We start from the raw sequence: 25,424 nt of genomic DNA, 5'->3' as shown, positions 1-25,424 counted from the left end.
GAGCGAAGTCGAGACCCGTTGCGCACACGTGTCTCGACTTCGCTCGACACGAACGGGTAAGGGGGCGTGGTGAACCAGTCTGACCTCCCCCCCCTGCGCGACGTCATCAACCGCCACGGCCTGTTCGCCACCAAGGCGCTGGGCCAGAACTTCCTGTTCGACGAACAGCTGCTGGACCGGATCGCCGCGATCCCCGGCAAGCTGAAGGGGCAGGACGTGCTCGAAGTCGGCCCCGGCCCCGGCGGACTGACCCGCGCGCTGCTGCGGGCAGGCGCGAATGTCACCGCGATCGAAATGGACAAGCGCTGCCTGCCAGCCCTCGCCGAACTGGCCGAGGCGTTTCCGGGCCAGCTGACCGTGATTGAGGGCGACGCGACCAAGATCGACCCCACGACACTGTTCGCCGGTCCCTATCACATTGTCGCCAACCTGCCCTACAACGTCGGCACGGCGCTGTTCACCGGCTGGCTATCGGGTGAAAGCTGGCCGCCGCAGTGGGCTTCGCTGACGCTGATGTTCCAGCTCGAAGTCGCGCATCGGATCATCGCCACCCCCGCCGACCCTTCCGCGTTCGGCCGCCTCGCCGTGCTGGCGCAGTGGCGCAGCGCGGCCAAGCTGGCGATGAAAGTCCACCGCAGCGCCTTCACCCCGCCGCCCAAGGTGATGAGCGCGATTGTCCACGTGACCCCCGCCGATATGCCGCAGGGCGTCTCGGCCCGGATGCTCGAACGCGTCACCGAAGCCGCCTTCGGCCAGCGCCGCAAGATGCTGCGCCAGAGCCTCAAAGGCCTGCCCGGCGCGCTCGCCGCGCTGGAAACGCTGGGCATCGACCCCCAACGCCGCGCCGAAACACTGAGCGTGGACGAATTCGTCAGCATCGCCCGCGAACTGTCCGGCGGTTAGGCCATTTTCCTACATCGCCGCCGCCTGTTACGTTCGCGGCGGCTCTTTCCATCGTTGTATATCGCACACCCGCGCCGACGGCCGCCTGTTTCGCATCGAAACAGACGCCCCGCGCATGACTTTCATCAACTAACGCGCCGCGACTCGGGCGAATCAGCCCGCCTTTCTGACCCGCCGCCAGGCGTGCAGCAGCGGTTCGGTATAGCCGCTGGGCTGCTCCACGCCCTTGAACACCAGATCGCAGGCCGCGCGGAAGGCCGGGCCATCCTCGTTCCCGGTCAGCGGCACATAGGCCGGATCGCCCGCGTTCTGGGCATCGACCTTCACCGCCATCCGCCGCAGGCTGTCCATCACCTGCTCCGCCGTGCAGACCCCGTGGAGCAGCCAGTTGGCCATGTGCTGGCTGGAAATGCGCAGCGTCGCGCGGTCTTCCATCAGGCCGACATCATTGAGGTCCGGCACCTTGGAACAGCCGACCCCGGCATCGATCCAGCGCACGACATAGCCCAGCAGCCCTTGGGCGTTGTTATCCAGTTCGGCGCGGACGTCCTCGTCCGACCAGTTGATCCCCTGCGCCAGCGGCACAGTCAGCAGGGCTTCCAGCGGCGGCACCGGCTGGCTCGCCAGATCGCGCTGGACGGCAAACACGTCGACCGCATGGTAATGCATCGCGTGGAGCGTCGCCGCCGTGGGTGACGGCACCCAGGCGGTGTTCGCACCCGAACGCGGGTGGCCGATCTTCTGGACCATCATGTCGCGCATCATGTCCGGCGCGGCCCACATGCCCTTGCCGATCTGCGCCTTGCCCGACAGCCCGCAGGCGAGGCCGATCTGGACGTTGCGCGCCTCGTAAGCGCTGATCCAGCTGGTCTGCTTCATGTCGGCCTTGCGGATCATCGGCCCGGCCCGCATCGCGGTGTGGATTTCATCCCCGGTCCGGTCGAGGAACCCGGTGTTGATGAACACGATCCGGTCCTTCACCGCATGGATGCAGGCGGCCAGATTGGCAGAGGTGCGGCGCTCCTCGTCCATCACACCTACCTTGATCGTATGGCGCGGCAGTTCCAGCAAGTCCTCAACGGCATCGAACAAGGTATTGGTAAAGGCCGCTTCTTCCGGCCCGTGCATCTTCGGCTTGACGATATAGATGCTGCCTTCGCGGCTGTTGCCGAACTGGCCAAGGCCCGCGACGTCCCGCGCCGAAATCGCGCTGGTCAGGACCGCGTCCATGATCCCTTCGGGGATCTCGCCGCCGTCTGCCAGCCGGATCGCCGGGTTGGTCATCAGATGGCCGACATTGCGCACGAACAGCAGGCTGCGCCCCGGCAGGGTCAGCTCGCTGCCATCGGGCAGGGTCCATGTCCGGTCCGCATTGAGCGTGCGGGTCAGCGTCTTGCCACCCTTCTCAAAGGTATCGGCCAGATCGCCCCGGATCACGCCCAGCCAGTTGGCATAGGCATTGAGCTTGTCCTCGGCATCGACCGCCGCGACCGAATCTTCCAGGTCGACGATGGTGGTCAGCGCGGCTTCCAGCACGATGTCGGCGATCCCCAGCGGATCGGTCTTGCCGACCGGATGCGCCGGATCGACCAGCACTTCGATGTGGAGGCCATTGTGACGGAACAGGAATGCGCCTTCCCGCTTGGCAACCAGCTGCTCGCACGGCTGCCCGGCCAGCGCCGCTTCCCAACCGGGCACCGCGCCGTTCAGGAACGCCCGCCCCGCCGCAATCACCGCCGCGCCGCGCACTTCGTCATAGCCGCCCGGCCGCGCCGGTTCAGCGTCGAGCGCGTCGGTGCCGTAGTAGGCGTCATAGAGGCTGCCCCAGCGGGCATTGGCGGCGTTGAGCAGGAAGCGGGCGTTAAGCACCGGCACGACCAGCTGCGGCCCGGCCATCTGCGCGATCTCGCGGTCGACGTTCTGCGTTTCAACGCTGAACGGGGCGGGTTCAGGCACCAGATAGCCGATTTCGCGCAGGAAGGCCTGGTATTCGGCCATGTCGATCGGCTTGCCCGCGCGGGCCATGTGCCAGGTGTCGATTTCGGCCTGCAGCGCGTCACGCTTGACCAGCAGGGCGCGGTTGACCGGGACCAGCCGGTCCACCAGCGCGGCAAACCCGGCCCAGAACCCGGCCACATCCTTGCCCAGCGGGGCCAGAACTTCGCCTTCAACAAACGCCGCCAGCGCCGCATCGACCTGCAAGCCGGACTTATCGACAAAACCGTTCATTGTTCCTCGCACATCATTGGACCGGGGACGCAAAACGCGCCTCGGCAGGGGTCATCAACGATTCCGGGGAGGAATACCAGCGGCTATGCCGCACTTGCGAAGGCAGCGCAACCGGGTCCGTCAAGGAGCTGTTCGGCTGGGGGTTGGAGAGCGCCCGATGGTCGGCTAGAGAAGGTTTCAGATGCAACAGCTTGACCCTACCGAACAGGCCCTGCTGGCCGCCGTCGATCCCGCGCCGATGCTGGGCCAGGTGCAGGCGTGGAGTGCAATCAACACCGGCACCGGCAACCTGCCAGGGCTAGCCGAGCAGGCGACCCTGCTGGCCGATGCTTTTGCCGCGTTGCCGGGCAATGTGACGCTGGAGGCCCCTGCCCCGATCACCCAGATTGCCGCCGATGGGCGCGAAGTGCGGGTCGAATACGGCCAGCATCTGGTCCTGCGGGTCCGCCCCGACGCCCCGCGCCGGTTCCTGCTGACCGGGCACATGGACACGGTGTTTCCCGCCCACCACGCGTTCCAGCACCAGCACTGGCTGGACGAGCAAACCCTGTGCGGCCCCGGCGTGGCCGACATGAAAGGCGGCATCGCGGTCATTCTGGCGGCGCTGACGGCGTTCGAAACCTCGCCTGCTGCTCCATCAATTGGCTATGACGTGCTGATCAATTCGGACGAGGAAACCGGCAGCCTGTCCTCCGCCGCGCTGATTGCCGCGCTGGCGCAAGGCAAGAGCGCCGCGCTGACGTATGAGCCGTCTGCCCTGCCTGACGGTACGCTGGCGGGTGAACGTGCGGGCAGCGGCAACTACAGCCTGATCGTGACCGGCCGGTCCGCCCACGCGGGGCGCAACCCGCAGGACGGGCGCAATGCGATCGTCGCCGCCGCCGCGCTGGCGCTGGGGCTGAAAGCGCTGGAACGCGAAGGACTGTCGGTCAACCCGGCGCGGATCGGCGGGGGCAGCGCCAACAACGTGGTGCCGGACATGGCCGTCCTGCGCTTCAACATCCGCCCACGCAGCACTGCGCTGGCCACAGCTTTCGAACAGGAAATCAACAACCTTATCCACAAGGTTGCCGCCGAACATGAAGTCTCGATCCACCGCCACGGCGGGATCAGTCGCCCACCCAAGCCGGTCGATGCAGCAGCGGAAAAGTTGTTCGGGATTGTCCAGGAATGCAGCGCGCTGCTGGGCCAGCCGGTTACCCGCGTGGCATCAGGCGGGGTCTGCGATGGCAACAACATCGCCGCCTGCGGGGTGCCGGTGGTCGACACCATGGGCGTGCGCGGCGGGGCGATCCATTCGCCGGATGAGTTCCTGATCGTGCCCAGTCTGGCCGAACGCGCGCGGCTGTCCGCGCTGGTCCTGCACCGCCTTGCCGAGGGAGCAACCTTTTGACTTTCCTGATCCGCGCCGCCACGCCTGACGATCTGCAGCACATCTATGAAATGGCCAAGCGCACCGGCGGCGGGTTCACCAACCTCCCGCCCGATCGCAAGGCGCTGACCGCCAAGCTGGAACGCTCCGCCGCCGGGTTCGCCCGGACCGAGGATACGGTGGAAGATGACCTGTTCCTGTTCATGCTGGAAAACACCGCCACCGGCGAAGTGCGCGGCACCTGCCAGGTGTTTTCCGCCGTGGGCCTGAAATGGCCGTTCTACAGCTACCGGATCGGCGCGCTGACCCAGCACAGCGAGGAACTGGGGCGCACGTTCCGCGCCGACATCCTCAACCTGTCGACCGATCTGGAAGGCGCGACCGAAGTCGGCGGGCTGTTCCTCCATCCGGGTGAACGCTCCGGCGGGCTGGGCATGCTGATCGCCCGCAGCCGCTATCTGTTCATCCGCAACCACCGCGCCCGGTTTGCCGACCGCACGCTGGCCGAACTGCGCGGCGTGATCGATGAAGCGGGCGGATCGCCATTCTGGGACGGGGTCGCCGGGCGGTTCTTTGGCATGAACTTTCAGGACGCAGACGAATTCAACGCCAAGTACGGCAACCAGTTCATCGCCGATCTGATGCCCAAGCACCCGGTCTATATCGCCATGCTGTCCGATCATGCCCGCGCCGTGATTGGCGTGCCGCACCCCACGGGCCGCGCCGCGATGCGGATGCTGGAAAACGAGGGCTTCGCCTGGGAAAACTACATCGACATCTTCGACGGCGGCCCGACCATGACCGCACGGACCGACCAGATCCGCTCAATCCGTGAAGCGCAGGACAGCCAGGTCGTGGCGCTCGATGAGCACCTGGGCGAGCATACGGCGGGCGAAAAGCGGCTGGTCGCCTGCGGCAAGCTGGCCGATTTTCGCACAACCTATGGCTGGGTCGATTCGCGCGGCGATGGCATCGCGCTCGATCCCGCCAGCGCGGGGCGGCTCGGAATCGAACCCGGCATGACCGTCACCCACGTCGCGCGGTGGTGAGCCATGGCGCTGGTTGAAATCAACTTCGACGGGATCATCGGCCCCAGCCACAACTACGCCGGCCTCAGCCTGGGCAACCTTGCCTCGGCCAGCAACGCGGGCGATGTGTCCTATCCGCGCGCGGCAGCACTGCAGGGGCTGGCGAAGATGCGCCACAATCTGGCGCTGGGGCTGGCGCAGGGTTTCCTGCTGCCACTGCCCCGCCCCAACCATGGTTTCAGCGCCGCGCTGGGACTGGATCAGGGCGAGGACCGGCGGCTGCTGGCGGCGGCGTGGTCAGCCAGTTCGATGTGGACCGCCAATGCCGCGACCGTCTCCCCCGCCCCCGATACGGCGGACGGGCGCTGCCACCTGACGGCGGCAAATCTGGTCACCATGCCGCACCGGTCGCAGGAATGGCCGGACACCGCAAAGCAGCTGCGACTGGCCTTCCCCGATCCGGCACACTTTGCGGTGCACGATGCCGTGCCGCCCTGCTTTGGCGATGAAGGCGCGGCCAATCATATGCGAATGGGGACGAGCCACGCCGCGCCGGGGCTGGAAATCTTCGTCTATGGCCGCAGCGGCGGCGCGTTCCCCGCGCGCCAGCACGAACAAGCCAGCCGCGCGGTGGCGCGGCTCAACCGGCTTGCGCCAGACCGGGTGCTGTTCGTGGAGCAGGCACCAGAGGCAATCGCAGCGGGCGCGTTTCACAACGACGTGGTGGCAGTGGCCAACGAACGCGTGCTGTTCACCCACGAACAGGCCTTTGCCGATCCGGACGGTACCTATGCCGCAATCCGCGCGAAGCTGCCCGAAGCGGAAATCGTGGTGGTCCCGGCCAGCGCTGTAAGCCTGACCGACGCGATCCAGTCCTATCTGTTCAACGCCCAGTTGCTGACCCTGCCAGGGGGCGAGATGGCGCTCGTCATCCCGCTCGAAGCATGGGAGCATCCGCGCGTGCGGGTCTGGCTGGACGGAATGCTGGCCAGCAACGGCCCGATCCGCAGCGTGCTGCCGGTCGATGTGCGGCAATCAATGGCCAACGGCGGCGGCCCGGCGTGCCTGCGACTGCGCGTGGTGGCTGACCCCGCAGCGGTCGATCCGCGCTTCCTGCTGGACGAGGCAAAGGCCAGCCGGATCGAGGCGGTAATCGCTGCGCGCTGGCCGGAAACCATCAGTCCGGAACAGCTCGGCACGTCCCGCCTTGCCCGTCAGGTCACTGCCGCGCGCGCCGAGCTGCTGGTCGAACTGGGCCTGAGCGAGCTGGCCTGAATGAACTGGCCTGAACAGGGTTGTCGGAGCGCTTTACAGCCGCACCAGGTTTAACCATTCACTTGCGCGCAATTGCGACACTGGCATGATGGTTGCAAGATATGCTGTTAAGAAATCGAGGGACCTGATGCTGCGCAAGATTAAACGCCTGTTCGTAATCAAATCCCCGATCGAGGCGTATCTGATCATCTATGCCCTGTCGCTTGGTGCGGTGGAGCGCGGGTCGATCTATCTGGTGCGGTTTCCGGGGATTGGCGGCAAGCTGCTGTTCCTGGCCTGCACCGGCGCAGTATTCCTGGCGGGCGCGAAAATCCTCGACTGCCTGAAACTGGAACGGGTGATCGCGGAAAAGCCGGAAAAGGTCATCTAAGGCACCGTCAGTGCACGGCCGTCCGTAGTCGGGCATGGGCCAGTTCAGCGCTGTTTGGAAAGGTGGGGTGGTTCTGTTGCTAGGCCCACCCCGGGCCCCCGGTATCCGTTCTGTTGCCCGGTCGGTCCAACCGCGCTTTAGCTTTGTAAATTCAGGCCGTTAAGCCGTCACATTACGCCGCAAGAGCGAGTGCTTCGTTGTCGTTGGCACTTGTGAGTTTTGAGCCTTGAACGGGTTACTCAGCCCGGGCAAAAACAGCGCTTTTCAACACACGTCGATCCTAGTTCGGCCCCATCATCACCCCGGCGACAACCGGGCCCCGGCCAACCCGTTTCCAGGCATCCAGGTGGTGGTGGTGGAGCCGCCGGGTACCGCCCCCGGGTCCGCTGCATCTATTGCACGCCGCAATTTATCACCATAGCCGGGCGAACCCGGCACCTCGTATATAGGATGCCCGCACGCAAAAGAAAAGGGCGGGACACGCCGAAGCGCCCCCGCCCTTACCTCAAGCACATGAAATCAATTTACTTTTTCAGTGAATCCCGGATTTCAGCCAGCAATTCCACCTCGGTCGGGCCAGCCGGGGCGGCGGGCGGCGGCGGGAAGGCCTTGTTGGCCTGGCGCACGATCAGGAAGATCACGAAGGCCAGGATCAGGAAGTTGATGACCGACGTCACAAAGCTGCCATAGGCCAGCACCGTGGCCCCGGCTTCCTTGGCGGCGGCCAGCGTTGCCCCGGCAGGGGCTGCGCCGGACAGCACCACATACTTGCCGGAAAAATCGGTATCACGCACGATCACGCTGATCAGCGGCATGATCAGATCATCGGTCATCGATGCCACGATCTTGCCGAACGCTGCCCCGATGATGACCCCGACGGCCAGATCCAGCACATTGCCGCGCGCGATAAAGGTCTTGAATTCACTCAACATTGCGCCCCATCCCCGTTCAAATTCCAATGCCAGCACTGTGCCAGCAAAGTCATGACGTCACAATAATCGATTGAAGGACCACGAATATCGACCGGTTGCCATTGAAAGCCCCGCCCCTCACGCTACATCTCTTCGCATTGCGGCCCGATGCCGCGTCTTGAAAAGGGAATGTGATCTGATGACCGCATCGCTTGTCCGCCGTTTCGGGCAGTTTACCTTTGCCGCAGCCGCCGCAGTCAGCCTGTCGGCCTGCGGGATCAACAGCGTCCCGACCGCAGAGGAAAACGCCAAGGCCAAGTGGGCCGACGTGGAAAGCGCCTATCAGCGCCGCGCGGACCTGGTCCCGAACCTGGTCGAAACCGCCAGGGCTGCCGCCGCATCCGAAACCCAGATCCTGACCAACGTCACCAACGCCCGCGCCGCCGCGACCTCGATCAACGTGCGGACCGAGGATCTGTCCGATCCGGCGACGTTCGAAAAGTTCCAGGGTGCGCAGAACCAGCTGACCCAGGCGCTGGGCCAGCTGCGCACGGTGGTCGAAAACTATCCCCAGCTGCAAAGCCAGGCCCGCTTTGGCGACCTGATGGTCCAGCTTGAAGGCACGGAAAACCGGATCAACGTTTCGCGCACCCGTTATAACGAAGCGGTGCAGGAATATAACACCACGATCCGCACCTTCCCCGATGCGATCGGCGCAAAGCTGATCCACGGCGCAAAGCCGATGATCCCGTTCAAGGCCGATCCCGCGGCCGCGACCGCGCCGAAGGTGAACTTCGGTTCGGGCGCTGCTCCGGCGGCTCCGGCAGTGAATGACAACACGGCCGCTCCCGCTTCGCCCGCTGCTGCGGCGAACTGAGTGAAAGGCTGAAAGGGCGCGTCGATGCGGCGCTTCTTCCTGTGGTGCGCAGCGGTGCTGGCCCCGGTCCTGTTGACTGTGGCTGGCACCCCCGCCCACGCCGAACTGCCGCCGCGGCCGGAAGGCCCGGTACTGGATCAGGCGGCGATCATCCCCGATGCGGATGAAGCCGCGCTGGACCAGAAGCTGCGCGCCTACAACCGGGATACCGGTCGCGCGGTGATTGTCGCCACCGTCTCCACCCTCGATGGGCTGGAGGTGGAGGATTACGCCCAGAAACTGGCCGAAACGTGGGACATCGGCGGCGCGGAAACCGAACAGGGCGTGTTGCTGCTGGTCGCCCCGAACGAGCGCAAGGTCCGCATCCACACCGCGCGCGGCGTGCAGGAACGTTTGCCTGATGTGCTGGCGGGCCGGATCATCCGTGACCAGATGGTGACGCCGTTCCGCGAAAAGAACTTCGCGGGCGGTATCAACGCGGCAGTCGATGCCATCGCCGCGCAACTGAACCGTGATCCCGCCGATGCCAAGGCCATCGCCGAAGCCGCCGCTGCCGCCCAGACAGCGGGCGGACGCGATCAGGCAAGCGCAGGCAGCGTGGTCTTCTGGATCCTGCTGATCCTGTTCTTCATGTTCGTGTTCGGCCGGGGCGCTCGCCGCGGCGCGCGGCGCAGCGGGATCGATCCGGGCATCGTGCTGTGGGGCCTCAGCGAAGTTTTACACCACACCACCCGCGGTGGCGGTAGCGGCTGGAGCAGCGGCGGCGGCAGCGACTTTGGCGGGTTCGGCGGCTTTGGCGGCGGCGGCGGCGGATTCGACGGCGGCGGCGCCTCAGGAGACTGGTAATGACCCCGCCCCTCCTCCTTTCCCCCGCCGATCACGCCCGCATTTCAGCGGCCGTCCACGCCGCCGAGCAGCACAGCGCGGGCGAAATCGTGACGATCGTGACCGACCGGTCCGACGGCTATACCGATATCGCACTCGCCTGGGCTGCGCTCGCGGCGTTCACTGCGCTGACCGTGCTGTCGATCTTCCCCGACTTCTATCTGGGTCTGTACGACCGGATCATGGGCCACTGGGACCGCGCCTGGACGCCCGCCGCCGTGCTGACACTGGGGGCCAGCTTCGCGATCCTGAAATTCATCGGCGTGCTGCTGTTCCAGCTCTGGCCGCCGGCCAAGTGGTTCCTGATCCCGCGCCACATCAAGGCCGCCCGCGTTCGCGCCCGCGCGATCACCTGCTTCAAGGTCGGCGCGGAACGCCGCACCGATGGCCACACCGGCATCCTGATCTATGTCAGCCTGCGCGAACACCGCGCCGAGATCGTGGCGGATTCCGCCATTGCCGCACAAGTTGCCCCCGAAATCTGGGGTGAGGCAATGTCCGCAATGCTGACCCACATCCGCGCCGGCAACCTGGCCGACGGGATGATCGCGGCAGTTGGCCAAGTTGGCACCGTGCTGGCGCAGCACTTCCCCCGCGCCGAAAATGACCGGAACGAATTGCCGGACCGCCTGATTGAAGTCTAAGTAGCCGGAATGGCTATCGAACAACCCGAACAAACCGTCTGGCAAGGCAAATTCATCACCGCAAAGGTCAAGGGCAAGTGGGAGTATGTCTCTCGCTCGCGCGGGATCAAGGCGGCGGTGATCCTGGCGATCGACGCTGAAAACCACGTCATTCTGGTCGAACAGTTTCGCGTGCCGCTGGGCCGCCCCTGTATCGAATTGCCCGCTGGGCTGATCGGCGATCACGGCGAGGATGAGGACGCGACCGATGCCGCCGCGCGCGAGCTGGAAGAGGAAACCGGCTATCGCGCCGCGCGGATGGAAAGCCTGGGCGAATACTATTCCTCGCCCGGCATGGTCAGCGAAAGCTTCACCCTGCTGCGCGCCCACGGCCTGACCCAGATCGGCCCGGGCGGAGGGGTGGACGGCGAGGACATCACCGTCCATCGTGTACCGATAACCGGGATCGGGCAGTTCATCACCGAATCGCGCGCACGCGGGCTTGGCATCGACGTGCGGCTGCTGATGTTGCTCGGCCCGGTGTTTCTGACGGGAGAGTAAGCACATGACAGGACGGGTTGCGGGCAAAAAGGCGCTGATCACCGGCGCGGCGCAGGGGCTTGGCGCGGCGCAGGCATGGATGCTGGCCCGCGAAGGTGCGCAAGTGCTGCTGGCCGATATCAACGCAGTCGGCGCGGCTGCGCAGGCCGCCGCGATCAACGCCGAACTCGGTGCGGGCACGGCCTTTTCCGCCGCGCTGGACGTGACGCAGGAAGACCAGTGGATTGACGTGGTCGACTACGCGTCCGAGGCGATGGGCGGCCTCTCGGTGCTGGTCAACAACGCTGGTGTTGGCGTACGCGGCAATATCGAAACCTGCACACTGGCGGAATGGCACCGGGGCTTTGCGATCAACGTCGATTCGGTGTTCCTGGGCTGCCAGAAGGCGCTGCCGCTGATGAGGGATCATCAGCCGGGCTCGATCATCAATATCTCGTCCATCGCCGGGTTGATCGCCAGCGATACGATGCCGGGCTATAACGCCAGCAAGGCGGCGGTGTGGATGCTGTCGAAATCGGTCGCGCTCTATTGTGCCAAGATGGGCTGGGACATCCGCAGCAACTCGGTCCATCCGACCTTCGTCGACACCCCGATCCTCGATGGCATCGCCGCCAGTTCGGGCCACCCGAAGGATGTGGTGATGAGCAAGCTGGCCCGCCAGATCCCGCTGAAGCGCGTCGGTGTGCCAGATGACATCGCCAACGGCGTGCTGTACCTCGCCAGCGACGAATCCCGGTTCATGACCGGGGCCGAGCTGAAGCTTGACGGCGGCATCTCCGCAATGTGAAGGCGCTTCGATGGATGGGGACAACAGCAAGGCCAAGGCACGCAGCTACCGCGTGACTTCGTTCGACGTGGCGGCCGAAGCGGGTGTCAGCCAGTCCACAGTTTCGCGCGCGCTGGCGGGCGACCCGGTGGTGAGCGAGGCAACCCGGCTGCGCGTGGCCGAAGCGGCTCGCCGCCTGAACTATTCCGTCGATGAAAACGCCGCGCGGCTGCGCACCGGCAAGACGGGCACGCTGGCGGTGGTGGTGATCTGCCGCCCGGATGAAGACCGCAAGGACCTCAACCCGTTCACCTATTCGCTGCTCGGCACGATCTGCGCCGCTGCCTCGACGCGCGGCTATGAGACGCTGGTCAGCTTTCAGGACGGGCCGCAAAACCTGTCGGGCCGGTACGAGGAACGCCGCAAGGCCGACGGACTGATCGTGATCGGCACGACCCAGAACCTGGACGCGTGGAATTATTACCGCGATCTGGGCCAGTCCGGCATGAAACTGGTGTGCTGGGGCTCACCGTTCGACGACCTCGAATGGATCCGCAGCGACAACCACGCCGGGGCCGTGCTGGCGACCGACCACCTGATCGAGGCGGGCTTTCGCCAGATCGTGTGCGTCGGCTCCGAGCAGTCGCTGCAGCGCCAGTTCAAGGAACGCTATGACGGATATTGCGAAGCGATCCGCGCTGCTGGCCTTGAACCGTCATTGGTGGAAATCGAGGAAGGCCTCAGCCGCGAAGAACAAGGCCGCCGCGCCGTCCGCGCGCTGAAGGCCAGCGGCCAGCCGTTCGATGCGGTGTTTGCGGTGTGCGACGAACTGGCGCTGGGCGTCCTGCGCGAACTCACCGAAACCGGCACCCGCGTGCCGCAGGACTGCGGGTTAATCGGCTTCGACGGCATCCGCGCCAGCGCCCACGCCATGCCGCCGCTGTCGAGCATCCAACCCGATTTCACCGCCGCCGGGGCGATGCTGGTGGACAAGCTGCTCGCCGTGATCGCCGGCAACGCCCACAAACCACGCCGCGTACCGGTGACGCTGCTGGCCCGTGAAAGCACGCGGCGGGGCTAGGTCCGCCCCAGCCCGCCCGCTCCCCTCAAATGTCGTCATGCTGAACTTGTTTCAGCATCCATCGTGCCGCGCGTGCAGAGCGAAGCTGGTTCAGCGCAACGACACCGCAGCCACGATCAGTTGGCCCTGCACTTGCCGAGAGATGGATCCTGAACCAAGTTCCGGATGACAGTCGGCGGACCACTGTGACTGGTGGCTCCCTAGCCTTTCAGTGCTTGATGCGCCGCCAGCGCCCGCGCGCGCGCGGCGGCGTGATCGACGATCTTTTGCGGATAACCGCGCACCGGCTTGACCGGATCGTGGATTTCAAGATCCGACAGGTGCGCCAATTCCGGCACCCACTGGCGGATATAATCGCCCGCATCGAACTTGGGCGACTGGGTCAGCGGGGCCATGATCCGCACGAACATGTTACTGTCCACGCCCGTCCCGGCGCTCCATTGCCAGTTGACCGCGTTCGATCCGTAATCGGCATCGACCAGCGTGTCCCAGAACCACTGATCGCCGCGCCGCCAGTCGACCAGCAGGTGCTTGATCAGGAAGCTGGCGGCAATCATCCGCACCCGGTTGTGCATCCAGCCCGATACCCACAGCTGCCGCATCCCGGCATCGACGATGGGATAGCCGGTACGCCCCTGCGTCCAGGCGGCAAAATCCGCGTCGGCATCCGGCCCTGCACGCCACGGGAACCGGTCATAAGCCTCGCGCGCGTTGCGGTTGCCATAGTCGGGCAACTGGACGATCACGTTCTGGGCATATTCGCGCCAGCCGATCTCCCCCAGGAACGTCGCCACTGATCCGCCCGCAGCCGCCGTCCGGTGCCAGACCATGGCGGGCGAGACTTCCCCGAAATGCAGGTGCGCCGACAGCCGTGACGTTCCTTCCATCGATGGCAGGTTGCGATGCTCCGCATATTTCGGCGCGCGGCGCACGAAGGTTTCCAGCCGCTCCAGCGCCCCGCCCTCGCCCGGCGTCCATTCCGCGCGAAAGCCGCCTGCCCAGTCCGGCTTGATCGGCAGCAGACCCCAGCTGTCCAGCGGATCGCTGGCAGGCCAATGGGTGGGCGCGGTCAGGTCCGGGACCGGCAGCGGCGGCGCGGGCGGCATCCGCTCACTCAGCGCGCGCCAGAACGGGGTGAAGATCTTGAACGGTGTGCCGCTGCCGGTCAGCACCGATCCCGGCGGGGCCAGCGTGTTGCCGTGGTGGAGGTGCAGCGGCATAGCCTTGCCCACCGCGCGTTCGGCATTGCGCCACCACGGCTCGTAATGGTGGAGCGCATGGACCGCGCTCGCCCCGGTTTCGGCCGCCAGCGCGGGCAGCACCTCGTCCACCTTGCCGCGCCGCAGGATCAGCCGCGATCCGCGTGCGCGCAGATCGGCATCCAGACGCTCCAGCGAATGATGCAGCCACCAGCGTGACGCGCCGCCCATCCGGCGGTGGCGGGGCGTATCGTCATCCAGCACATAGACCGGGATCACCGGCCCGGCCTGTGAGGCGGCGTAGAAAGCGGCCTGATCTGCCAACCGCAAGTCGCGCCGCAGCCAGACGATGGAGGGGGTGGTCATGGTTTGGGTTTCAGTGTTACCGTAAATCCGGATCGTGCCGGAGATTGCGCGAAACGCTGGTCGGTCAGCAAGATGCCCTTTGGTCCCACCTCGGCCAGTGGCATCCGGCTCCAGAACAGGAACGCCTCTGCACCGGCATTCCCCTTTGCCCAGGCAGTGATGCGCGGATCGGCCATGTTCGTCGGGCGACCCTGCACATCAACAGCCTTGGCCCCGCCGAACAGCGACCAGTCATAGGCTCCGTGCCGGTCCCCGCTGCGCCACAGGATTTCGCGCCGCCAAAACGCCAACGGCACCGGCTGCGACACCACGGTTGCGGGATAAGGCTCGCGCATCCGCGCCAGATCGGCCGACACCTGGCTGAGCACCATGTTCAGGCCGACATAGCCCGCCAGCGCAATCAGCGCCGCGCGGGCCGGGCGCGCCGGGCGCTCTGCCCCGTCCCGCTCCCGCCGCCGCGATTGCCAGACGCCCAGGCCCAGCATCGCCAGCACCCAGATGTCGATGATGAACAGCGTATCGCCATAGAACCAGCGGCTCGAAAACGGCTCAAGCAGGCGGATGCCGTAATTGTTGAACCAGTCGAACAGCGGATGGCTGATGCAGCCGATCAGGCTGAGGATATAGAGCCACGCAAAGCTGACTGGCAGCCGCCCTTCCGGCCGGGTGCCGCGCCGGGTTTGCCAGCGGTCATAGCCCCACAACAGCCCGGCCAGCACCAGCGGCAGCAGCAGCATCGCCGGCGGCCCATGCGTAATCCCGCGCCGGAACCCCAGATGCTCGGTCCCGTCCAGCCAGAGGAAGCAGCTTGCATCCAGATCGGGCAAGTTCGCACCGATGATCAACGCGGGCATGGCGAGGCCAGTCCGGCGCTTGAGACCAGCCTGCCCCAGCGCGGCACCGATCAGGGAATGGGTGACGTTGTCCACTATTTTGCTTCACACAAAGCCACGAAGATGTTTCGCCTAACCACCAGGAGCGTAATAGTCGTTGGCCACGCGTCGAAGGCCATCCTTGAAGGTCGTTTGACCGAAATTCATCAGCAGACCCAGCGGGAGTTGCATCAATCGAAGATAAGTCAAAACCTGCTTTGCATGAACCGGTGCCAGACGCTCGATCGATTTCAGTTCGATAATCAAAGTGTCTTCGACCAACAAATCGACCTTGAAGGCGTTGTCGACGGCAATGCCCCGATAATTCATCGCAACCGAAACCTGCCGCCGTACCGAAAGTCCAGCATTGCTGAGTGCTGCCGCTAGCAGCGCCTCATAGGCCGATTCCAGCAGACCCGGACCAAGATCCCGATGAATATGGTAGCCACAATCAATGACACTGCGAGTGATTGCCTCCAGTCGATCCGGATGCAACATCTTCGTGTCTTCGTGTGACACCAAATCCCTTAAGCCGGATGCCCTTCGTGGTCGTCCACCGTCCACGTCTGCCCCTTGGCGAGCAGCTTGCCGAGGTCGGCGACCTTGCCTTCGCGGGACTTGGCGTCCTGGCCCAGCACGGCGTCTTCGAACGTCGGGCGCGGATCGTCGTAGAGCACGCCGAGGGCCATCGGGAACGGACCGAACGGCATTTCCACCAGCATGTGTGCGATTGAGCGGTTGGTGACGTCATGCACGATCACGCCGGCCGCCTGCCAATCGCCGTCCGCCACGTCGACGACTTTCAGCGTCAGCGCTTCGACATCCAGCGCAATGCCCTTGGTGCCTTTGCCGAACAGCATCGGTTCGCCAGCCTTGAGCCACAGCTGCCGGTCTTCGGCGCCCTTCGGGGCGGCGAATTCCTCGAACCGGTCCTTGTTGTAGACGATGCAGTTCTGGAAGATTTCGATGAAGGCCGCGCCGCGGTGGGCGTAAGCCGCCTTCAGCACGCTGGGCAGTTCCTTCGACACGTCGAACCCGCGCGCGATGAACCGCGCACCCGCGCCCAGGGCAAAGGCACAGGGGCTGGCCGGACGGTCGACCGAGCCCAGCGGTGTCGTCGGGCTGTTGGTGCCCTGGCGGCTGGTGGGCGAATACTGGCCCTTGGTCAGCCCGTAGATCTCGTTGTTGAACAACATGATCTGACAGTTCAGATTGCGGCGCAGCACGTGCATCGTGTGGTTGCCGCCGATCGACATCCCATCACCGTCACCCGTCACCAGCCAGACATCCAGTTCCGGATTAGCCAGCTTGATCCCCGTGGCAAACGCCGGAGCGCGCCCGTGAATGGTGTGGAAGCCATAGCTTTCAACGTAGTAGGGGAACCGGCTGGAGCAACCGATGCCTGATACGAACACCGTCTTGGATGGGTCCGCGCCCAGTTCCGGCAAGGTGCGCTGCACCGCTTTCAGGATCGCGTAGTCACCGCAGCCGGGGCACCAGCGCACTTCCTGATCAGTTTCCCAGTCCTTCAGCGTGGTCTGGACCTTGGCGATAGGGGTCATGTCGTTCATGAAAGCGCTCCTTCAATGGCCGCCTCGATCTCAGCGATCGTAAAGGGCTGGCCGGAGGTCTTGGTCAGGGGCTTGGCGTCCACGAGATACTGGTCGCGCAGCACGGTCTTGAACTGGCCGGTGTTCATTTCGGGCACCAGCACGCGGTCATAACCCTTGAGCAGTTCGCCCAGGTTTTCCGGCAGCGGCCAGATGTGGCGCACGTGGATGTGGCTGGCATCCTGCCCCTTGGCCCGCGCACGGCGAACGGCCTGGTGGATCGGGCCATACGTGCTGCCCCAGCCGACCACGGCCAGCTTGCCGCCTGCGGTGCCCAGCGTCACTTCCTGCGCCGGGATGCTCTTGGCGATGCCGTCGATCTTGGCCTTGCGGGCGTCGGTCTGGGCCTGATGGTTTTCGGACGAGTAATCGAGGTGGCCGGTATCGACCGCCTTTTCGATCCCGCCGATGCGGTGCATCAGACCCGGCGTGCCAGCCTTGATCCACGGCCGCGCGCCCTTTTCGTCGCGCTTGTAGGGCAGCAGGGTATCGCCTGCGTTCTTTTCCTGCAGGAACGATACCGGGAACGGCGTGAACGTGGCCGGATCGGGCACTTTCCACGGTTCCGCGGCGTTGGCGATGTAGCCATCGGTCAGCAGGATGACCGGGGTCATATACTGCACCGCGATGCGGCACGCCTCGATCGCGCAGTCGAACGCATCGGAGGGGCTGCGGGCGGCAACCACCGGGATCGGTGCGTCACCATTGCGGCCATAGACCGCCTGATAAAGATCGCTCTGCTCGGTCTTGGTCGGCAGGCCGGTCGACGGACCGCCGCGCTGCGAATTGACGATCACCAGCGGCAGTTCGGTCATCACGGCCAGGCCCATCGCCTCACCCTTCAGCGCGATACCCGGACCGGACGAGGACGTGACGCCCAGTTGCCCGGCATAGCTGGCCCCGATCGAGGCGCAGATCGCCGCGATTTCGTCTTCCGCCTGGAACGTGGTGACGCCGAATTCCTTCAGCCGGACCAGGCTGTGCAGGATCGAGCTGGCGGGTGTGATCGGATAGCCGCCGAAGAACATCGGCAAGTCGGCCAGCTGCGCGCCCGCAACCAGCCCCAGCGCCACCGCATCCGCGCCCGTGACCGTGCGATAGAGGCCCGGCGGCGAGGCCACCGGATCGAGGTGAACCTTCTTGATCTGGCCGCCCAGTTCCGCGGTTTCGCCATAAGCATGGCCAGCGTTCAATGCGGCGATGTTGGCATCGGCGAGCACCGGGTTCTTGGCGAACTTACCCTTCAACCAGTCAATCAGCGGCGCGCGATCCCGGTCGAACATCCACAGCGCGAGCCCCAGCGTCCACATGTTCTTGCAGCGCAGCGCTTCCTTGTTGCCAAGGCCGAACGGCTTCACCGATTCCAGCGTCAGCGCGCTGATATCGAAGGCCAGCAATTGCCACCTGGCCAGACTGCCGTCTTCCAGCGGGCTGACGTCATACTTCGCCTTTTCCAGGTTCCGCTTCGAGAACTCGCCCGTGTCGGCAATGATCAGCCCGCCCGGCTTCAGGGCCTGCACGTTGGTTTTCAGCGCCGCCGGGTTCATCGCCACCAGCACGTCGGGCGCATCGCCCGCAGTGTCGATCTCGGTCGATCCGAAGTTGATCTGGAACGCCGAAACGCCAAACAGCGTACCTTGCGGCGCGCGGATTTCCGCAGGGAAATCAGGGAATGTGGCCAGATCGTTGCCGGACAGCGCGGTCGAAAGGGTAAACTGCCCACCGGTCAACTGCATCCCGTCGCCAGAGTCTCCGGCGAACCGGACGACGACTGATTCGGGGGCGTTGGTGGACTGGACTTTGGGATCGGCGAGTTGCGTTGCCATGCTTGTTCCTTGTCAGGCGGACCGGCCGCCCCTTCTCACTCGGAAGCCGCCCTAGTCCCCTCCTTGCCGACTGCGCAATCAAGAAAAACTGTCTCGTCAGCAAAACCACAAGAGGAGCGCCAAGGCGGCTAGTCAAGTGGCATTTAGCGACTTAACCTGCCGATTAAACAGCAATGAGAGAGGATTCCCTGATGCCCGATACCACGCCCTACGTGCGTCCCGACGTGAAAGCTGTGCTTGATGCACTGGTTGCGATCGGCGGCCCGGAAATGAGCGACATTCCGCTGGCCGACGCCCGCGCAGCCTATCTGGCGATGGGCGCGATGCTGGAAGCGGACGCCTTGCCGCTGGCGGTGATCAAGGACCTGGCCTGTCCCGGTCCTGACGGCGACATCCCGCTGCGCCTGTATGACGCCCGCGAAACGCGCGCAGCCGGGCCGGTCATCATGTTCTATCACGGCGGCGGGTTCGTGATCGGCGATCTGGATACGCACCACGCGCTCTGCACCGAAATCGCCACGGCAATGGATCTGCCGGTGGTGGCAGTGCATTACCGCCTTGCCCCCGAAGCGCCCTATCCGGCGGCGGCGGACGATTGCGAAGCGGCGACCCGCTGGGTGGCGGAAAGCCCGGCTGACCTTGGCCTCACCGTCACCGGCCTGATCACCATCGGTGACAGCGCGGGCGGACATCTGGCCATCGTCGTGCCGCAGGCGCTCGCGACCAAGGCCGCCGCCGTGCCGGTGATCATGCAAGTGCCGATCTATCCCGCAACCGACGAATCGTCGGATGGCTCGATGCAGGAATTCGCCGAGGGTTTTGTTCTGACCAAGAAAACGATGGACTGGTTCATGGACTGCTACGCCCCGGTCGCGGGGGAAGCGCGGGCCTATCCGATCCACGGTGACCACACCGCCGCGCCGCCAACCGTACTGGCCACGGCGGGACTTGATCCCTTGCGCGATCAGGGCCGCCGCTATGCCGCCGCGCTGATCCAGGCCGGGGTGGAATGCCACTACATGGAAATGAAGGGCATCGTTCACGGCTTCGTCAACTTGCGCAAGGCTGTGCCCAGCGCGCAGGCCGATACGCACACCATCTTCAAGGCAATGAAGTTGATGCTGGAGCGGATTTCGGCCTAAAGGGCCCCATGACCGATCCATTTGCCAATTTGCCGTATCGCCCCTGCGTGGGCGTGATGCTCGTCAATTCCGCCGGCCACGCCTTTGTCGGCCGGCGGATCGACAACCAGGAGGGTGAATTCTGGCAGATGCCGCAAGGCGGCATCGACGACGGCGAAGACCTGCGCGACGCGGCCTTGCGTGAACTGTGGGAAGAAACCGGCGTCCGCGCCGAACATGTGACGATCCTGGCGCAAACGCGCGAGGAGCTGCTGTATGATCTGCCGCCCGAGCTGCTGGGCCGGGTGCTGGGCGGCAAGTTTCGCGGCCAGCGCCAGCACTGGCTGCTGGCGCGCTTTTCGGGCGAAGATGCGCAAATCGATCTGGAAGCGCACAATCCGCCGGAGTTCTTCGACTGGAAATGGCTGGAACCGGCGCTGCTGCCGGATGTGATCGTGCCGTTCAAAAAGCGCGTTTACCGTGCCGTGCTGGATGAGTTCCGCGATCTGATCTGAACCACCACCTGACTGCTCCCCCGCGCAGGCGGGGGCCTCAGGCGGGTAGACGCGATGGGGTGCGGTTCACTGCGCGAGGATGCGAGTCACCGCGCGGGGCTCAGTTTTCCACCACCACCGGCTCGGCCTTGATCTGATCGGCGGTCACCACCTTGGGCACCGGGCCAGCCGCAATCGCCGCTGCCAGATCGCGTGCGGGCGCACAGGTTCCGCCGCACAACTGGTTCAGCCGCGACAGGTTCCGCCGCGCCTTTTCGACCGCGCCCTTTTCCACCAGCGCCAGGCCTTCGCCGCCGATCGCGTACTGGTTGTCCGGTTCCAGCTTCAGCGCTTGCCGGTAATAGCGCAGCGCCTTGCCCTGCATCCCCTGCTTGCGGGTTGCTTCGGCCAGATTGAGGTAAATCGCAACATGGCCGGGCTGCACCACCAGCGCGGATTCATAGGCGTCGATCGCCCCATCGACATTGCCAGCGGTCAAGGCCGCGCGGCCTTGCTGCACCAGCGACGCAGCGCGCGGATCAAGCGGCGCGGGGGCTTTGCCCTGACCCACGCTGGACGTCACCGCGACCAGCATGGCCAGCGCGAGGGCAGCGGGGGTATAACGCATCATTTGCTCCCGAATGGTCGGCATATCAGTTGAGCTATCACAGCTTCAGCAGGCGCGCGACGAAAAAGCCGTCGGTGCCGTCATCCCACGGCGACAGCCGCAGCCCCGACCCACGCGGGTTGCCTGCGCCGATACCGGGCGCCTCGGCCCGCCAGCCCGGCTGGCGCGCCAGAAACGCGTCGATCTGGTTTGCCCCTTCGGCATCGAGCAGCGAGCAGGTGACAAACACCAAACGCCCACCGGGGCGCACCAAGCCGGCTGCAATGTCCAGCAAGCGCGACTGAACCGCAGCATAGCGGGCCACTTCCTGCGGGCTGAGCCGCCAGCGCGCTTCCGGGTTGCGCCGCCAGGTCCCGGTGCCCGAACACGGCGCATCGACCAGCACCGCGTCGGCCTGTCCGGCGAGGTCGGTCAGCAACGCTGTCTCACGCTGCGGATCGAGCAGCCGCACCTCGATATTGCTGACCCCAGCCCGCTCCGCGCGCGGGGTCAACCGCGAGAGGCGCGTCCGATCGGTATCGCAGGCGATCAACCGCCCCTGCCCGTCCATCGCTGCCGCCAGCGCGAGCGTCTTGCCGCCTGCCCCGGCGCAGAGGTCAATCACCGTTTCCCCCGGCTGCGCGGCGACTGCCAGACAGGTCAGCTGCGATCCGCCGTCCTGCACCTCAATCTGACCCGCCTGATAGGCGTCCCAGCTTTCGACATTGGTGCCGTGCGGCAGGCGCAGTCCCTGCGGGGCGAGCAGCGGTTCGCCCGCCAGCGGCAGGTCCAGCGTAGCGCGGTCCGCCTTCAAGGAATTGACCCGGATATCGAGCGGCGCCCGGTCCAGCAGTGCGGCGGCATTGCTCGCGCTTACCCCGCTGGCGCTCAGAGCCTCGGCCAGCCAGCGCGGTGCGATCCCGGCTTCGGCCAAGGGTTCATCGGCAGCGATGGGTTCAGGCGCATGGCGCGAACCGTCGAACAGTCCGGCCAATGCCGCATTGCCGCTGGCCAGCAGCACCACCGCCGCTCGCCCGTTTGCGGGGATTTCACCGCAAGCGCGGATCGCGGCGTAGGCCAGGTCGCGCACCGCGCGGCGATCCCCGCTGCCTGCAAAGCGGCGGGTGCGGAACCAGTCCGAGATGATCCGGTCGGCCGGAGCCCCGCCCCGGCGCGCGGCGTCAATCACCAGATCGAGCACTTCGATCGCAGCCTGAACGCGGGCCTGTGGGGTCATGGTGTTTGGTTACCCCTGCGCAACGTGTCTCGACTTCGCTCGACACGAACGGATAAACTCAAGCAAGCCCAACGACGTTCGTGTCGAGCGAAGTCGAGACACGCCCGCACCGCCCGGTTACCGCGTCGGGTAATTGGGCGCTTCGCGGGTAATCGTCACATCGTGAACGTGGCTTTCCTTCAGCCCCGCCCCGGTGATCCGCACGAAGTTGGCCTTGGTCCGCAGTTCCTCGATGGTGGCAGAGCCGGTATAGCCCATCGCCGCCTTGATTCCGCCGACCAACTGGTGAACGACATCCTTGGCCGGTCCCTTGTAAGGCACCTGGCCTTCGATCCCTTCAGGAACCAGCTTCATCTGGTCCTTGATATCGCCCTGGAAATAGCGGTCCGCGCTGCCGCTGCCCATCGCACCGACCGAGCCCATGCCGCGATACGACTTATAGGCGCGGCCCTGATAGAGGAACGTTTCACCCGGTGCTTCCTCGGTCCCGGCCAGCAACGATCCGACCATGACCGACGAGGCCCCGGCGGCGAGCGCCTTGGCCGCATCGCCCGATGTGCGCAAACCGCCATCGGCAATGATCGGCACGCCCGCGTCGCGCGCGGCGCGTGATGCTTCCATGATCGCGGTCAGCTGCGGCACGCCCACGCCCGCAACGATGCGGGTCGTGCAGATCGAGCCGGGACCGATCCCGACCTTGACCGCATCCGCACCAGCATCGATCAGCGCGCGGGTGGCGTCATAGGTGGCGACGTTGCCGGCGATGACCTGCGCAGAGTTGGACAGCCGCTTCACCCGTTCCACCGCGCGGGCCACGTCCTTGTTGTGACCGTGCGCGGTGTCGATGATCACGACGTCGCATTCTGCCGCCAGCAGCGCCTCGGTCCGTTCAAAGCCCTTGTCACCCACCGTGGTTGCTGCGGCCACGCGCAGGCGTCCGGCGGAATCCTTGGTGGCGTTGGGATACGTGACCGCCTTTTCGATATCCTTCACCGTGATCAGGCCGACGCAGTGGAACGCATCGTCCACCACCAGCAGCTTTTCGATCCGGCGCTGGTGGAGCAGACGGCGCGCTTCTTCCTTGCCCACGCCCGTGCTGACCGTGGCGAGGTTTTCGTGCGTCATCAGTTCACGCACCGGCTGGGCCGGGTTATCGGCAAAGCGCACGTCGCGGTTGGTCAGGATTCCGACCAGCTTGCCACTGGCTTCGACCACGGGAATGCCGCTGATCCGGTTGGCCTGCATCAGCGCGCGGGCTTCGCCCAGCGTCGCGTTCGGATCGATCGTGATCGGGTTGACCACCATCCCGCTTTCAAACCGCTTCACCGTGCGGACGGCAGCGCATTGTTCTTCCAGGCTGAGGTTGCGGTGCAGCACCCCGATGCCGCCCAGCTGGGCCATGACGATGGCCATATCGGCTTCGGTCACGGTGTCCATCGCGGACGACAGCACCGGGATATTCAGCGCAATCTCACGCGAAAGCCAGGTCCGGGTATCGGCCATCGACGGCACGATATCGGATTCGGCGGGCTGGAGCAGGACGTCGTCAAACGTCAGGCCAAGAGGGATATCGATAAATGCCACAGTGCCTCGGGGGGTCTAGAATCGTGGCGGCCCATGTAAACCCACTCCCCGAAAAGGGCTAGTGCGTTTTGCCGCGCTATTTCGCGGGTGGATCGGCCGGTGCAGGGACCTTCTTCGGATCGGCGAACCAGCGGGCCAGCGCAGTCAGGAAAGTCACGTCATCCGCCGCCCCGCCCAGCTCGATACCGGGCTTCACCTTATCGCTGGGGCGGTGATAATCACCGTCCATGAACCGTTCCATCCGGCCCATATCCGACCACGCGGTGGACACCATCACGGCCGGAACATCATGCTGAAGCAGCGCCCAGCCATCCTGCCGCCGGACAAACGCATTGGCCTCGTCCCCGGCCACCAGTTTCTTTTTCTGCGCCTTGGCCGCTGCTGCGATCTGCGCGTCCAGCCCGGTCATCCCCTTGCCGACGACCGCGAACGGCGATCCGGCGGGCGACACTGCAACGGTATCGATGTTGAACGCCGCCACGATCTGATTGAGCGGCAACGGCGGATTGTCGGCAAAGGCGTGCGCGCCCAGCAGGCCGATTTCCTCTGCCGTCGTGGCCAGAAAATAGACATCGCGGTCCGGCGTGATGCCCCGCGTCAAGCGCCGGGCAATCTCGGTCAGCACGGCCAGCCCGCTGGCGTTGTCGATCGCGCCGTTGCAGATCAGGTCTTCGGCAGGCGGCTCGGCGCAGCGCCCGAAGTGGTCCCAGTGTGCCAGCAGCAGCACCGCCTTGCCATCGGGCTTGCGGCCCGGCAGCTTGCCGATCAGGTTGTGGGTGTTGATCCGCGTTTCGCGGGTGGTCGCCTCCAGCGTCGCGGTCAGCTCGATCAGGCGCGGGACAAAATCGGGGGCCGCTGCGGCAGCCTGCAACCCTGCCAGGGTCTGGGATGTTCCGGCCAGCAACCGGTCCAGCCCTGCGCGCGTGATGAAACCTTCCAGATCGCCGCCCAGGCTGTCACTGGCCAGCGCATAGCCTGACCGTTCACGCCGGGCGCTGACATTTTCGAGCGTCCGGTCGCCATCCAGCACGGTAAGCACGGCGGTTGCCCCGCCTTTCAGCAGCGCGTTCTGCCGGTCCGAATCATCGCGCCCGCCATCCAGCAGCAGCGCGACCCGTCCGGCCAGATCAGTGCGCGGCGGGATCACCTGCCCGGTACCGACGAACACGATCGGCGCGTTTTCCACCAGACTGCGCTTGGCCGACGTCAGCACCAGCGCAGAATCGGCTGGCAGGATCAGCCGCCGCCCCTTGCGCAGAAACATCGCATTGCTGCCATAAGGCTCCCGCGCGACCAGTTTGACCGGCGCGAACCAGCTGTGCAGCGGGTCGTTGGTGCCCGATTCCAGACCGATATCGAACCATTGCTTGCCCAGATAACGCAGGGTCTTCGATTCCCCCTCCGTCCCCGGTTCGCGCCCTTCATAGGCGTCGCTGGCCAGTTCGGTGATGTGGGCCAGCAGCTGGGCTTCCAGCGCCTTGTCCCGCTTGGGCGCGGCGACGGCCGGGGACAACAGGGCGCAGGTGGCGAAAGCCACCACCACCCCTCGCCTCATCGCTCTAAAGCCACGCTTCATCGCGGCGAGCCTACACAATGCGCAACCGGCCACAAGCGCCGTTCGTCGAGT

General features: G+C 65.4%; 24 protein-coding genes and 1 other RNA gene. 13 read left to right on the top strand and 12 right to left on the bottom strand.

Annotated features, from left to right (window positions below; all coding sequences use genetic code 11):
• The first annotated feature begins 69 nt into the window (after positions 1–69).
• Positions 70–903, top strand: a complete 834-nt coding sequence (gene rsmA, locus Q8Q53_RS12665; protein ID WP_305702134.1) for a 16S rRNA (adenine(1518)-N(6)/adenine(1519)-N(6))-dimethyltransferase RsmA — start codon at positions 70–72, stop codon at positions 901–903.
• 153 nt (positions 904–1,056) lie between these two features.
• Here rsmA and Q8Q53_RS12660 read toward each other — a convergent pair whose 3' ends face one another.
• The gene (locus Q8Q53_RS12660; protein WP_305702133.1) at positions 1,057–3,132 is read right to left on the bottom strand and encodes a malate synthase G; all 2,076 of its coding nucleotides are present in this window, start codon (positions 3,130–3,132) and stop codon (positions 1,057–1,059) included.
• A gap of 181 nt (positions 3,133–3,313) precedes the next feature.
• On the opposite strand from Q8Q53_RS12660, the gene Q8Q53_RS12655 reads away from it, so the two are divergent.
• The 4 genes from Q8Q53_RS12655 (at position 3,314) to Q8Q53_RS12640 (ending at position 7,177) form a co-directional block, all read left to right on the top strand.
• Positions 3,314–4,525 (top strand): hydrolase, encoded by a 1,212-nt coding sequence (locus Q8Q53_RS12655; RefSeq protein ID WP_305702132.1) that lies wholly within the window; start codon positions 3,314–3,316, stop codon positions 4,523–4,525.
• The gene (locus tag Q8Q53_RS12650) at positions 4,522–5,553 is read left to right on the top strand and encodes an arginine N-succinyltransferase (protein WP_305702131.1); all 1,032 of its coding nucleotides are present in this window, start codon (positions 4,522–4,524) and stop codon (positions 5,551–5,553) included. The genes Q8Q53_RS12655 and Q8Q53_RS12650 overlap by 4 nt, the downstream gene beginning before the upstream one ends.
• A 3-nt stretch (positions 5,554–5,556) precedes the next feature.
• A complete protein-coding gene (locus tag Q8Q53_RS12645; protein ID WP_305702130.1) occupies positions 5,557–6,807 on the top strand; it encodes an N-succinylarginine dihydrolase in 1,251 nt (416 codons plus the stop codon).
• Between the two features lie 127 nt (positions 6,808–6,934).
• Positions 6,935–7,177 carry a hypothetical protein gene (locus Q8Q53_RS12640; protein ID WP_305702129.1) on the top strand — a complete coding sequence of 81 codons (243 nt, stop codon included), beginning with the start codon at positions 6,935–6,937 and terminating at the stop codon, positions 7,175–7,177.
• Positions 7,178–7,277: 100 nt separating this feature from the next.
• On the opposite strand, the gene ssrA is transcribed toward Q8Q53_RS12640, so the two are convergent.
• Both ssrA and mscL read right to left on the bottom strand, forming a co-directional pair.
• Positions 7,278–7,652: a transfer-messenger RNA gene (gene ssrA / locus Q8Q53_RS12635) on the bottom strand.
• A gap of 49 nt (positions 7,653–7,701) precedes the next feature.
• Complete coding sequence (gene mscL / locus Q8Q53_RS12630) at positions 7,702–8,109, bottom strand: large conductance mechanosensitive channel protein MscL (protein ID WP_305702128.1); 408 nt, start codon at positions 8,107–8,109, stop codon at positions 7,702–7,704.
• Between the two features lie 178 nt (positions 8,110–8,287).
• On the opposite strand from mscL, the gene Q8Q53_RS12625 reads away from it, so the two are divergent.
• Genes Q8Q53_RS12625 through Q8Q53_RS12600 form a run of 6 tightly spaced genes read left to right on the top strand, consistent with a single transcriptional unit; the run spans position 8,288 to position 12,881 of the window.
• Positions 8,288–8,965, top strand: a complete 678-nt coding sequence (locus Q8Q53_RS12625; protein ID WP_305702127.1) for a LemA family protein — start codon at positions 8,288–8,290, stop codon at positions 8,963–8,965.
• A gap of 24 nt (positions 8,966–8,989) precedes the next feature.
• Positions 8,990–9,811, top strand: a complete 822-nt coding sequence (locus Q8Q53_RS12620) for a YgcG family protein (protein WP_305702126.1) — start codon at positions 8,990–8,992, stop codon at positions 9,809–9,811.
• Positions 9,811–10,494 carry a TPM domain-containing protein gene (locus tag Q8Q53_RS12615; protein WP_305702125.1) on the top strand — a complete coding sequence of 228 codons (684 nt, stop codon included), beginning with the start codon at positions 9,811–9,813 and terminating at the stop codon, positions 10,492–10,494. Before Q8Q53_RS12620 ends, Q8Q53_RS12615 begins: the two co-directional genes overlap by 1 nt.
• A gap of 9 nt (positions 10,495–10,503) precedes the next feature.
• Positions 10,504–11,034, top strand: a complete 531-nt coding sequence (locus tag Q8Q53_RS12610; protein WP_305702124.1) for an NUDIX hydrolase — start codon at positions 10,504–10,506, stop codon at positions 11,032–11,034.
• Positions 11,035–11,038: 4 nt separating this feature from the next.
• Positions 11,039–11,821, top strand: coding sequence for an SDR family oxidoreductase (locus Q8Q53_RS12605; protein ID WP_305702123.1), 783 nt, complete (start codon positions 11,039–11,041; stop codon positions 11,819–11,821).
• Between the two features lie 10 nt (positions 11,822–11,831).
• Positions 11,832–12,881 carry a LacI family DNA-binding transcriptional regulator gene (locus tag Q8Q53_RS12600; protein WP_305702122.1) on the top strand — a complete coding sequence of 350 codons (1,050 nt, stop codon included), beginning with the start codon at positions 11,832–11,834 and terminating at the stop codon, positions 12,879–12,881.
• A gap of 200 nt (positions 12,882–13,081) precedes the next feature.
• Here the strand turns inward: Q8Q53_RS12600 and Q8Q53_RS12595 are convergent, their stop codons facing one another.
• The 5 genes from Q8Q53_RS12595 to Q8Q53_RS12575 are packed head-to-tail and all read right to left on the bottom strand — an operon-like array spanning position 13,082 to position 18,754.
• Positions 13,082–14,446, bottom strand: coding sequence for a deoxyribodipyrimidine photo-lyase (locus Q8Q53_RS12595; protein WP_305702121.1), 1,365 nt, complete (start codon positions 14,444–14,446; stop codon positions 13,082–13,084).
• Positions 14,443–15,375, bottom strand: coding sequence for a metal-dependent hydrolase (locus tag Q8Q53_RS12590; RefSeq protein ID WP_305702120.1), 933 nt, complete (start codon positions 15,373–15,375; stop codon positions 14,443–14,445). Before Q8Q53_RS12590 ends, Q8Q53_RS12595 begins: the two co-directional genes overlap by 4 nt.
• Before the next feature lie 36 nt (positions 15,376–15,411).
• Positions 15,412–15,837 (bottom strand): GxxExxY protein, encoded by a 426-nt coding sequence (locus Q8Q53_RS12585; protein ID WP_371136553.1) that lies wholly within the window; start codon positions 15,835–15,837, stop codon positions 15,412–15,414.
• An 8-nt stretch (positions 15,838–15,845) separates the two neighbouring features.
• The gene (locus Q8Q53_RS12580; RefSeq protein ID WP_305702119.1) at positions 15,846–16,889 is read right to left on the bottom strand and encodes a 2-oxoacid:ferredoxin oxidoreductase subunit beta; all 1,044 of its coding nucleotides are present in this window, start codon (positions 16,887–16,889) and stop codon (positions 15,846–15,848) included.
• Positions 16,886–18,754 carry a 2-oxoacid:acceptor oxidoreductase subunit alpha gene (locus tag Q8Q53_RS12575; RefSeq protein ID WP_305702118.1) on the bottom strand — a complete coding sequence of 623 codons (1,869 nt, stop codon included), beginning with the start codon at positions 18,752–18,754 and terminating at the stop codon, positions 16,886–16,888. The genes Q8Q53_RS12580 and Q8Q53_RS12575 overlap by 4 nt, the downstream gene beginning before the upstream one ends.
• A 173-nt stretch (positions 18,755–18,927) precedes the next feature.
• On the opposite strand from Q8Q53_RS12575, the gene Q8Q53_RS12570 reads away from it, so the two are divergent.
• On the top strand, positions 18,928–19,896 hold the full coding sequence (locus Q8Q53_RS12570; RefSeq protein ID WP_305702117.1) for an alpha/beta hydrolase: 969 nt from the start codon (positions 18,928–18,930) through the stop codon (positions 19,894–19,896).
• An 8-nt stretch (positions 19,897–19,904) separates the two neighbouring features.
• On the top strand, positions 19,905–20,390 hold the full coding sequence (locus Q8Q53_RS12565) for an RNA pyrophosphohydrolase (RefSeq protein ID WP_305702116.1): 486 nt from the start codon (positions 19,905–19,907) through the stop codon (positions 20,388–20,390).
• 100 nt (positions 20,391–20,490) lie between these two features.
• On the opposite strand, the gene Q8Q53_RS12560 is transcribed toward Q8Q53_RS12565, so the two are convergent.
• The 4 genes from Q8Q53_RS12560 to Q8Q53_RS12545 all read right to left on the bottom strand — a co-directional run bounded on the left by Q8Q53_RS12560 (position 20,491) and on the right by Q8Q53_RS12545 (position 25,334).
• Positions 20,491–20,997 (bottom strand): tetratricopeptide repeat protein, encoded by a 507-nt coding sequence (locus Q8Q53_RS12560; RefSeq protein WP_305702115.1) that lies wholly within the window; start codon positions 20,995–20,997, stop codon positions 20,491–20,493.
• A gap of 37 nt (positions 20,998–21,034) precedes the next feature.
• A complete protein-coding gene (locus Q8Q53_RS12555; RefSeq protein WP_305702114.1) occupies positions 21,035–22,213 on the bottom strand; it encodes an RsmB/NOP family class I SAM-dependent RNA methyltransferase in 1,179 nt (392 codons plus the stop codon).
• Between the two features lie 117 nt (positions 22,214–22,330).
• Entirely contained in the window at positions 22,331–23,788 is a 1,458-nt protein-coding gene (gene guaB / locus Q8Q53_RS12550) for an IMP dehydrogenase (RefSeq protein WP_305702139.1), read from the bottom strand.
• Positions 23,789–23,873: 85 nt separating this feature from the next.
• Complete coding sequence (locus Q8Q53_RS12545; protein WP_305702113.1) at positions 23,874–25,334, bottom strand: M28 family peptidase; 1,461 nt, start codon at positions 25,332–25,334, stop codon at positions 23,874–23,876.
• Positions 25,335–25,424: the final 90 nt, after the last annotated feature.

It is taken from the genome of Novosphingobium sp. (assembly GCF_030699305.1).
Taxonomy (GTDB): Bacteria; Pseudomonadota; Alphaproteobacteria; order Sphingomonadales; family Sphingomonadaceae; genus Novosphingobium.
The sequence above is the reverse complement of the archived record's forward strand: the minus strand, read 5'-3'. Positions and strand labels throughout refer to the sequence as shown.

Excerpts from the sequence above, each read along its gene's own strand:
- Q8Q53_RS12660 (WP_305702133.1), bottom strand. The coding sequence starts at position 3,132 with ATGAACGGTTTTGTCGATAAGTCCGGCTTGCAGGTCGATGCGGCGCTG.
- Q8Q53_RS12655 (WP_305702132.1), top strand. The coding sequence starts at position 3,314 with ATGCAACAGCTTGACCCTACCGAACAGGCCCTGCTGGCCGCCGTCGAT.
- Q8Q53_RS12645 (WP_305702130.1), top strand. The coding sequence starts at position 5,557 with ATGGCGCTGGTTGAAATCAACTTCGACGGGATCATCGGCCCCAGCCAC.
- Q8Q53_RS12640 (WP_305702129.1), top strand. The coding sequence starts at position 6,935 with ATGCTGCGCAAGATTAAACGCCTGTTCGTAATCAAATCCCCGATCGAG.
- mscL (WP_305702128.1), bottom strand. The coding sequence starts at position 8,109 with ATGTTGAGTGAATTCAAGACCTTTATCGCGCGCGGCAATGTGCTGGAT.
- Q8Q53_RS12625 (WP_305702127.1), top strand. The coding sequence starts at position 8,288 with ATGACCGCATCGCTTGTCCGCCGTTTCGGGCAGTTTACCTTTGCCGCA.
- Q8Q53_RS12620 (WP_305702126.1), top strand. The coding sequence starts at position 8,990 with ATGCGGCGCTTCTTCCTGTGGTGCGCAGCGGTGCTGGCCCCGGTCCTG.
- Q8Q53_RS12615 (WP_305702125.1), top strand. The coding sequence starts at position 9,811 with ATGACCCCGCCCCTCCTCCTTTCCCCCGCCGATCACGCCCGCATTTCA.
- Q8Q53_RS12610 (WP_305702124.1), top strand. The coding sequence starts at position 10,504 with ATGGCTATCGAACAACCCGAACAAACCGTCTGGCAAGGCAAATTCATC.
- Q8Q53_RS12605 (WP_305702123.1), top strand. The coding sequence starts at position 11,039 with ATGACAGGACGGGTTGCGGGCAAAAAGGCGCTGATCACCGGCGCGGCG.
- Q8Q53_RS12600 (WP_305702122.1), top strand. The coding sequence starts at position 11,832 with ATGGATGGGGACAACAGCAAGGCCAAGGCACGCAGCTACCGCGTGACT.
- Q8Q53_RS12595 (WP_305702121.1), bottom strand. The coding sequence starts at position 14,446 with ATGACCACCCCCTCCATCGTCTGGCTGCGGCGCGACTTGCGGTTGGCA.
- Q8Q53_RS12580 (WP_305702119.1), bottom strand. The coding sequence starts at position 16,889 with ATGAACGACATGACCCCTATCGCCAAGGTCCAGACCACGCTGAAGGAC.
- Q8Q53_RS12575 (WP_305702118.1), bottom strand. The coding sequence starts at position 18,754 with ATGGCAACGCAACTCGCCGATCCCAAAGTCCAGTCCACCAACGCCCCC.
- Q8Q53_RS12570 (WP_305702117.1), top strand. The coding sequence starts at position 18,928 with ATGAGAGAGGATTCCCTGATGCCCGATACCACGCCCTACGTGCGTCCC.
- Q8Q53_RS12565 (WP_305702116.1), top strand. The coding sequence starts at position 19,905 with ATGACCGATCCATTTGCCAATTTGCCGTATCGCCCCTGCGTGGGCGTG.
- Q8Q53_RS12560 (WP_305702115.1), bottom strand. The coding sequence starts at position 20,997 with ATGCGTTATACCCCCGCTGCCCTCGCGCTGGCCATGCTGGTCGCGGTG.
- Q8Q53_RS12555 (WP_305702114.1), bottom strand. The coding sequence starts at position 22,213 with ATGACCCCACAGGCCCGCGTTCAGGCTGCGATCGAAGTGCTCGATCTG.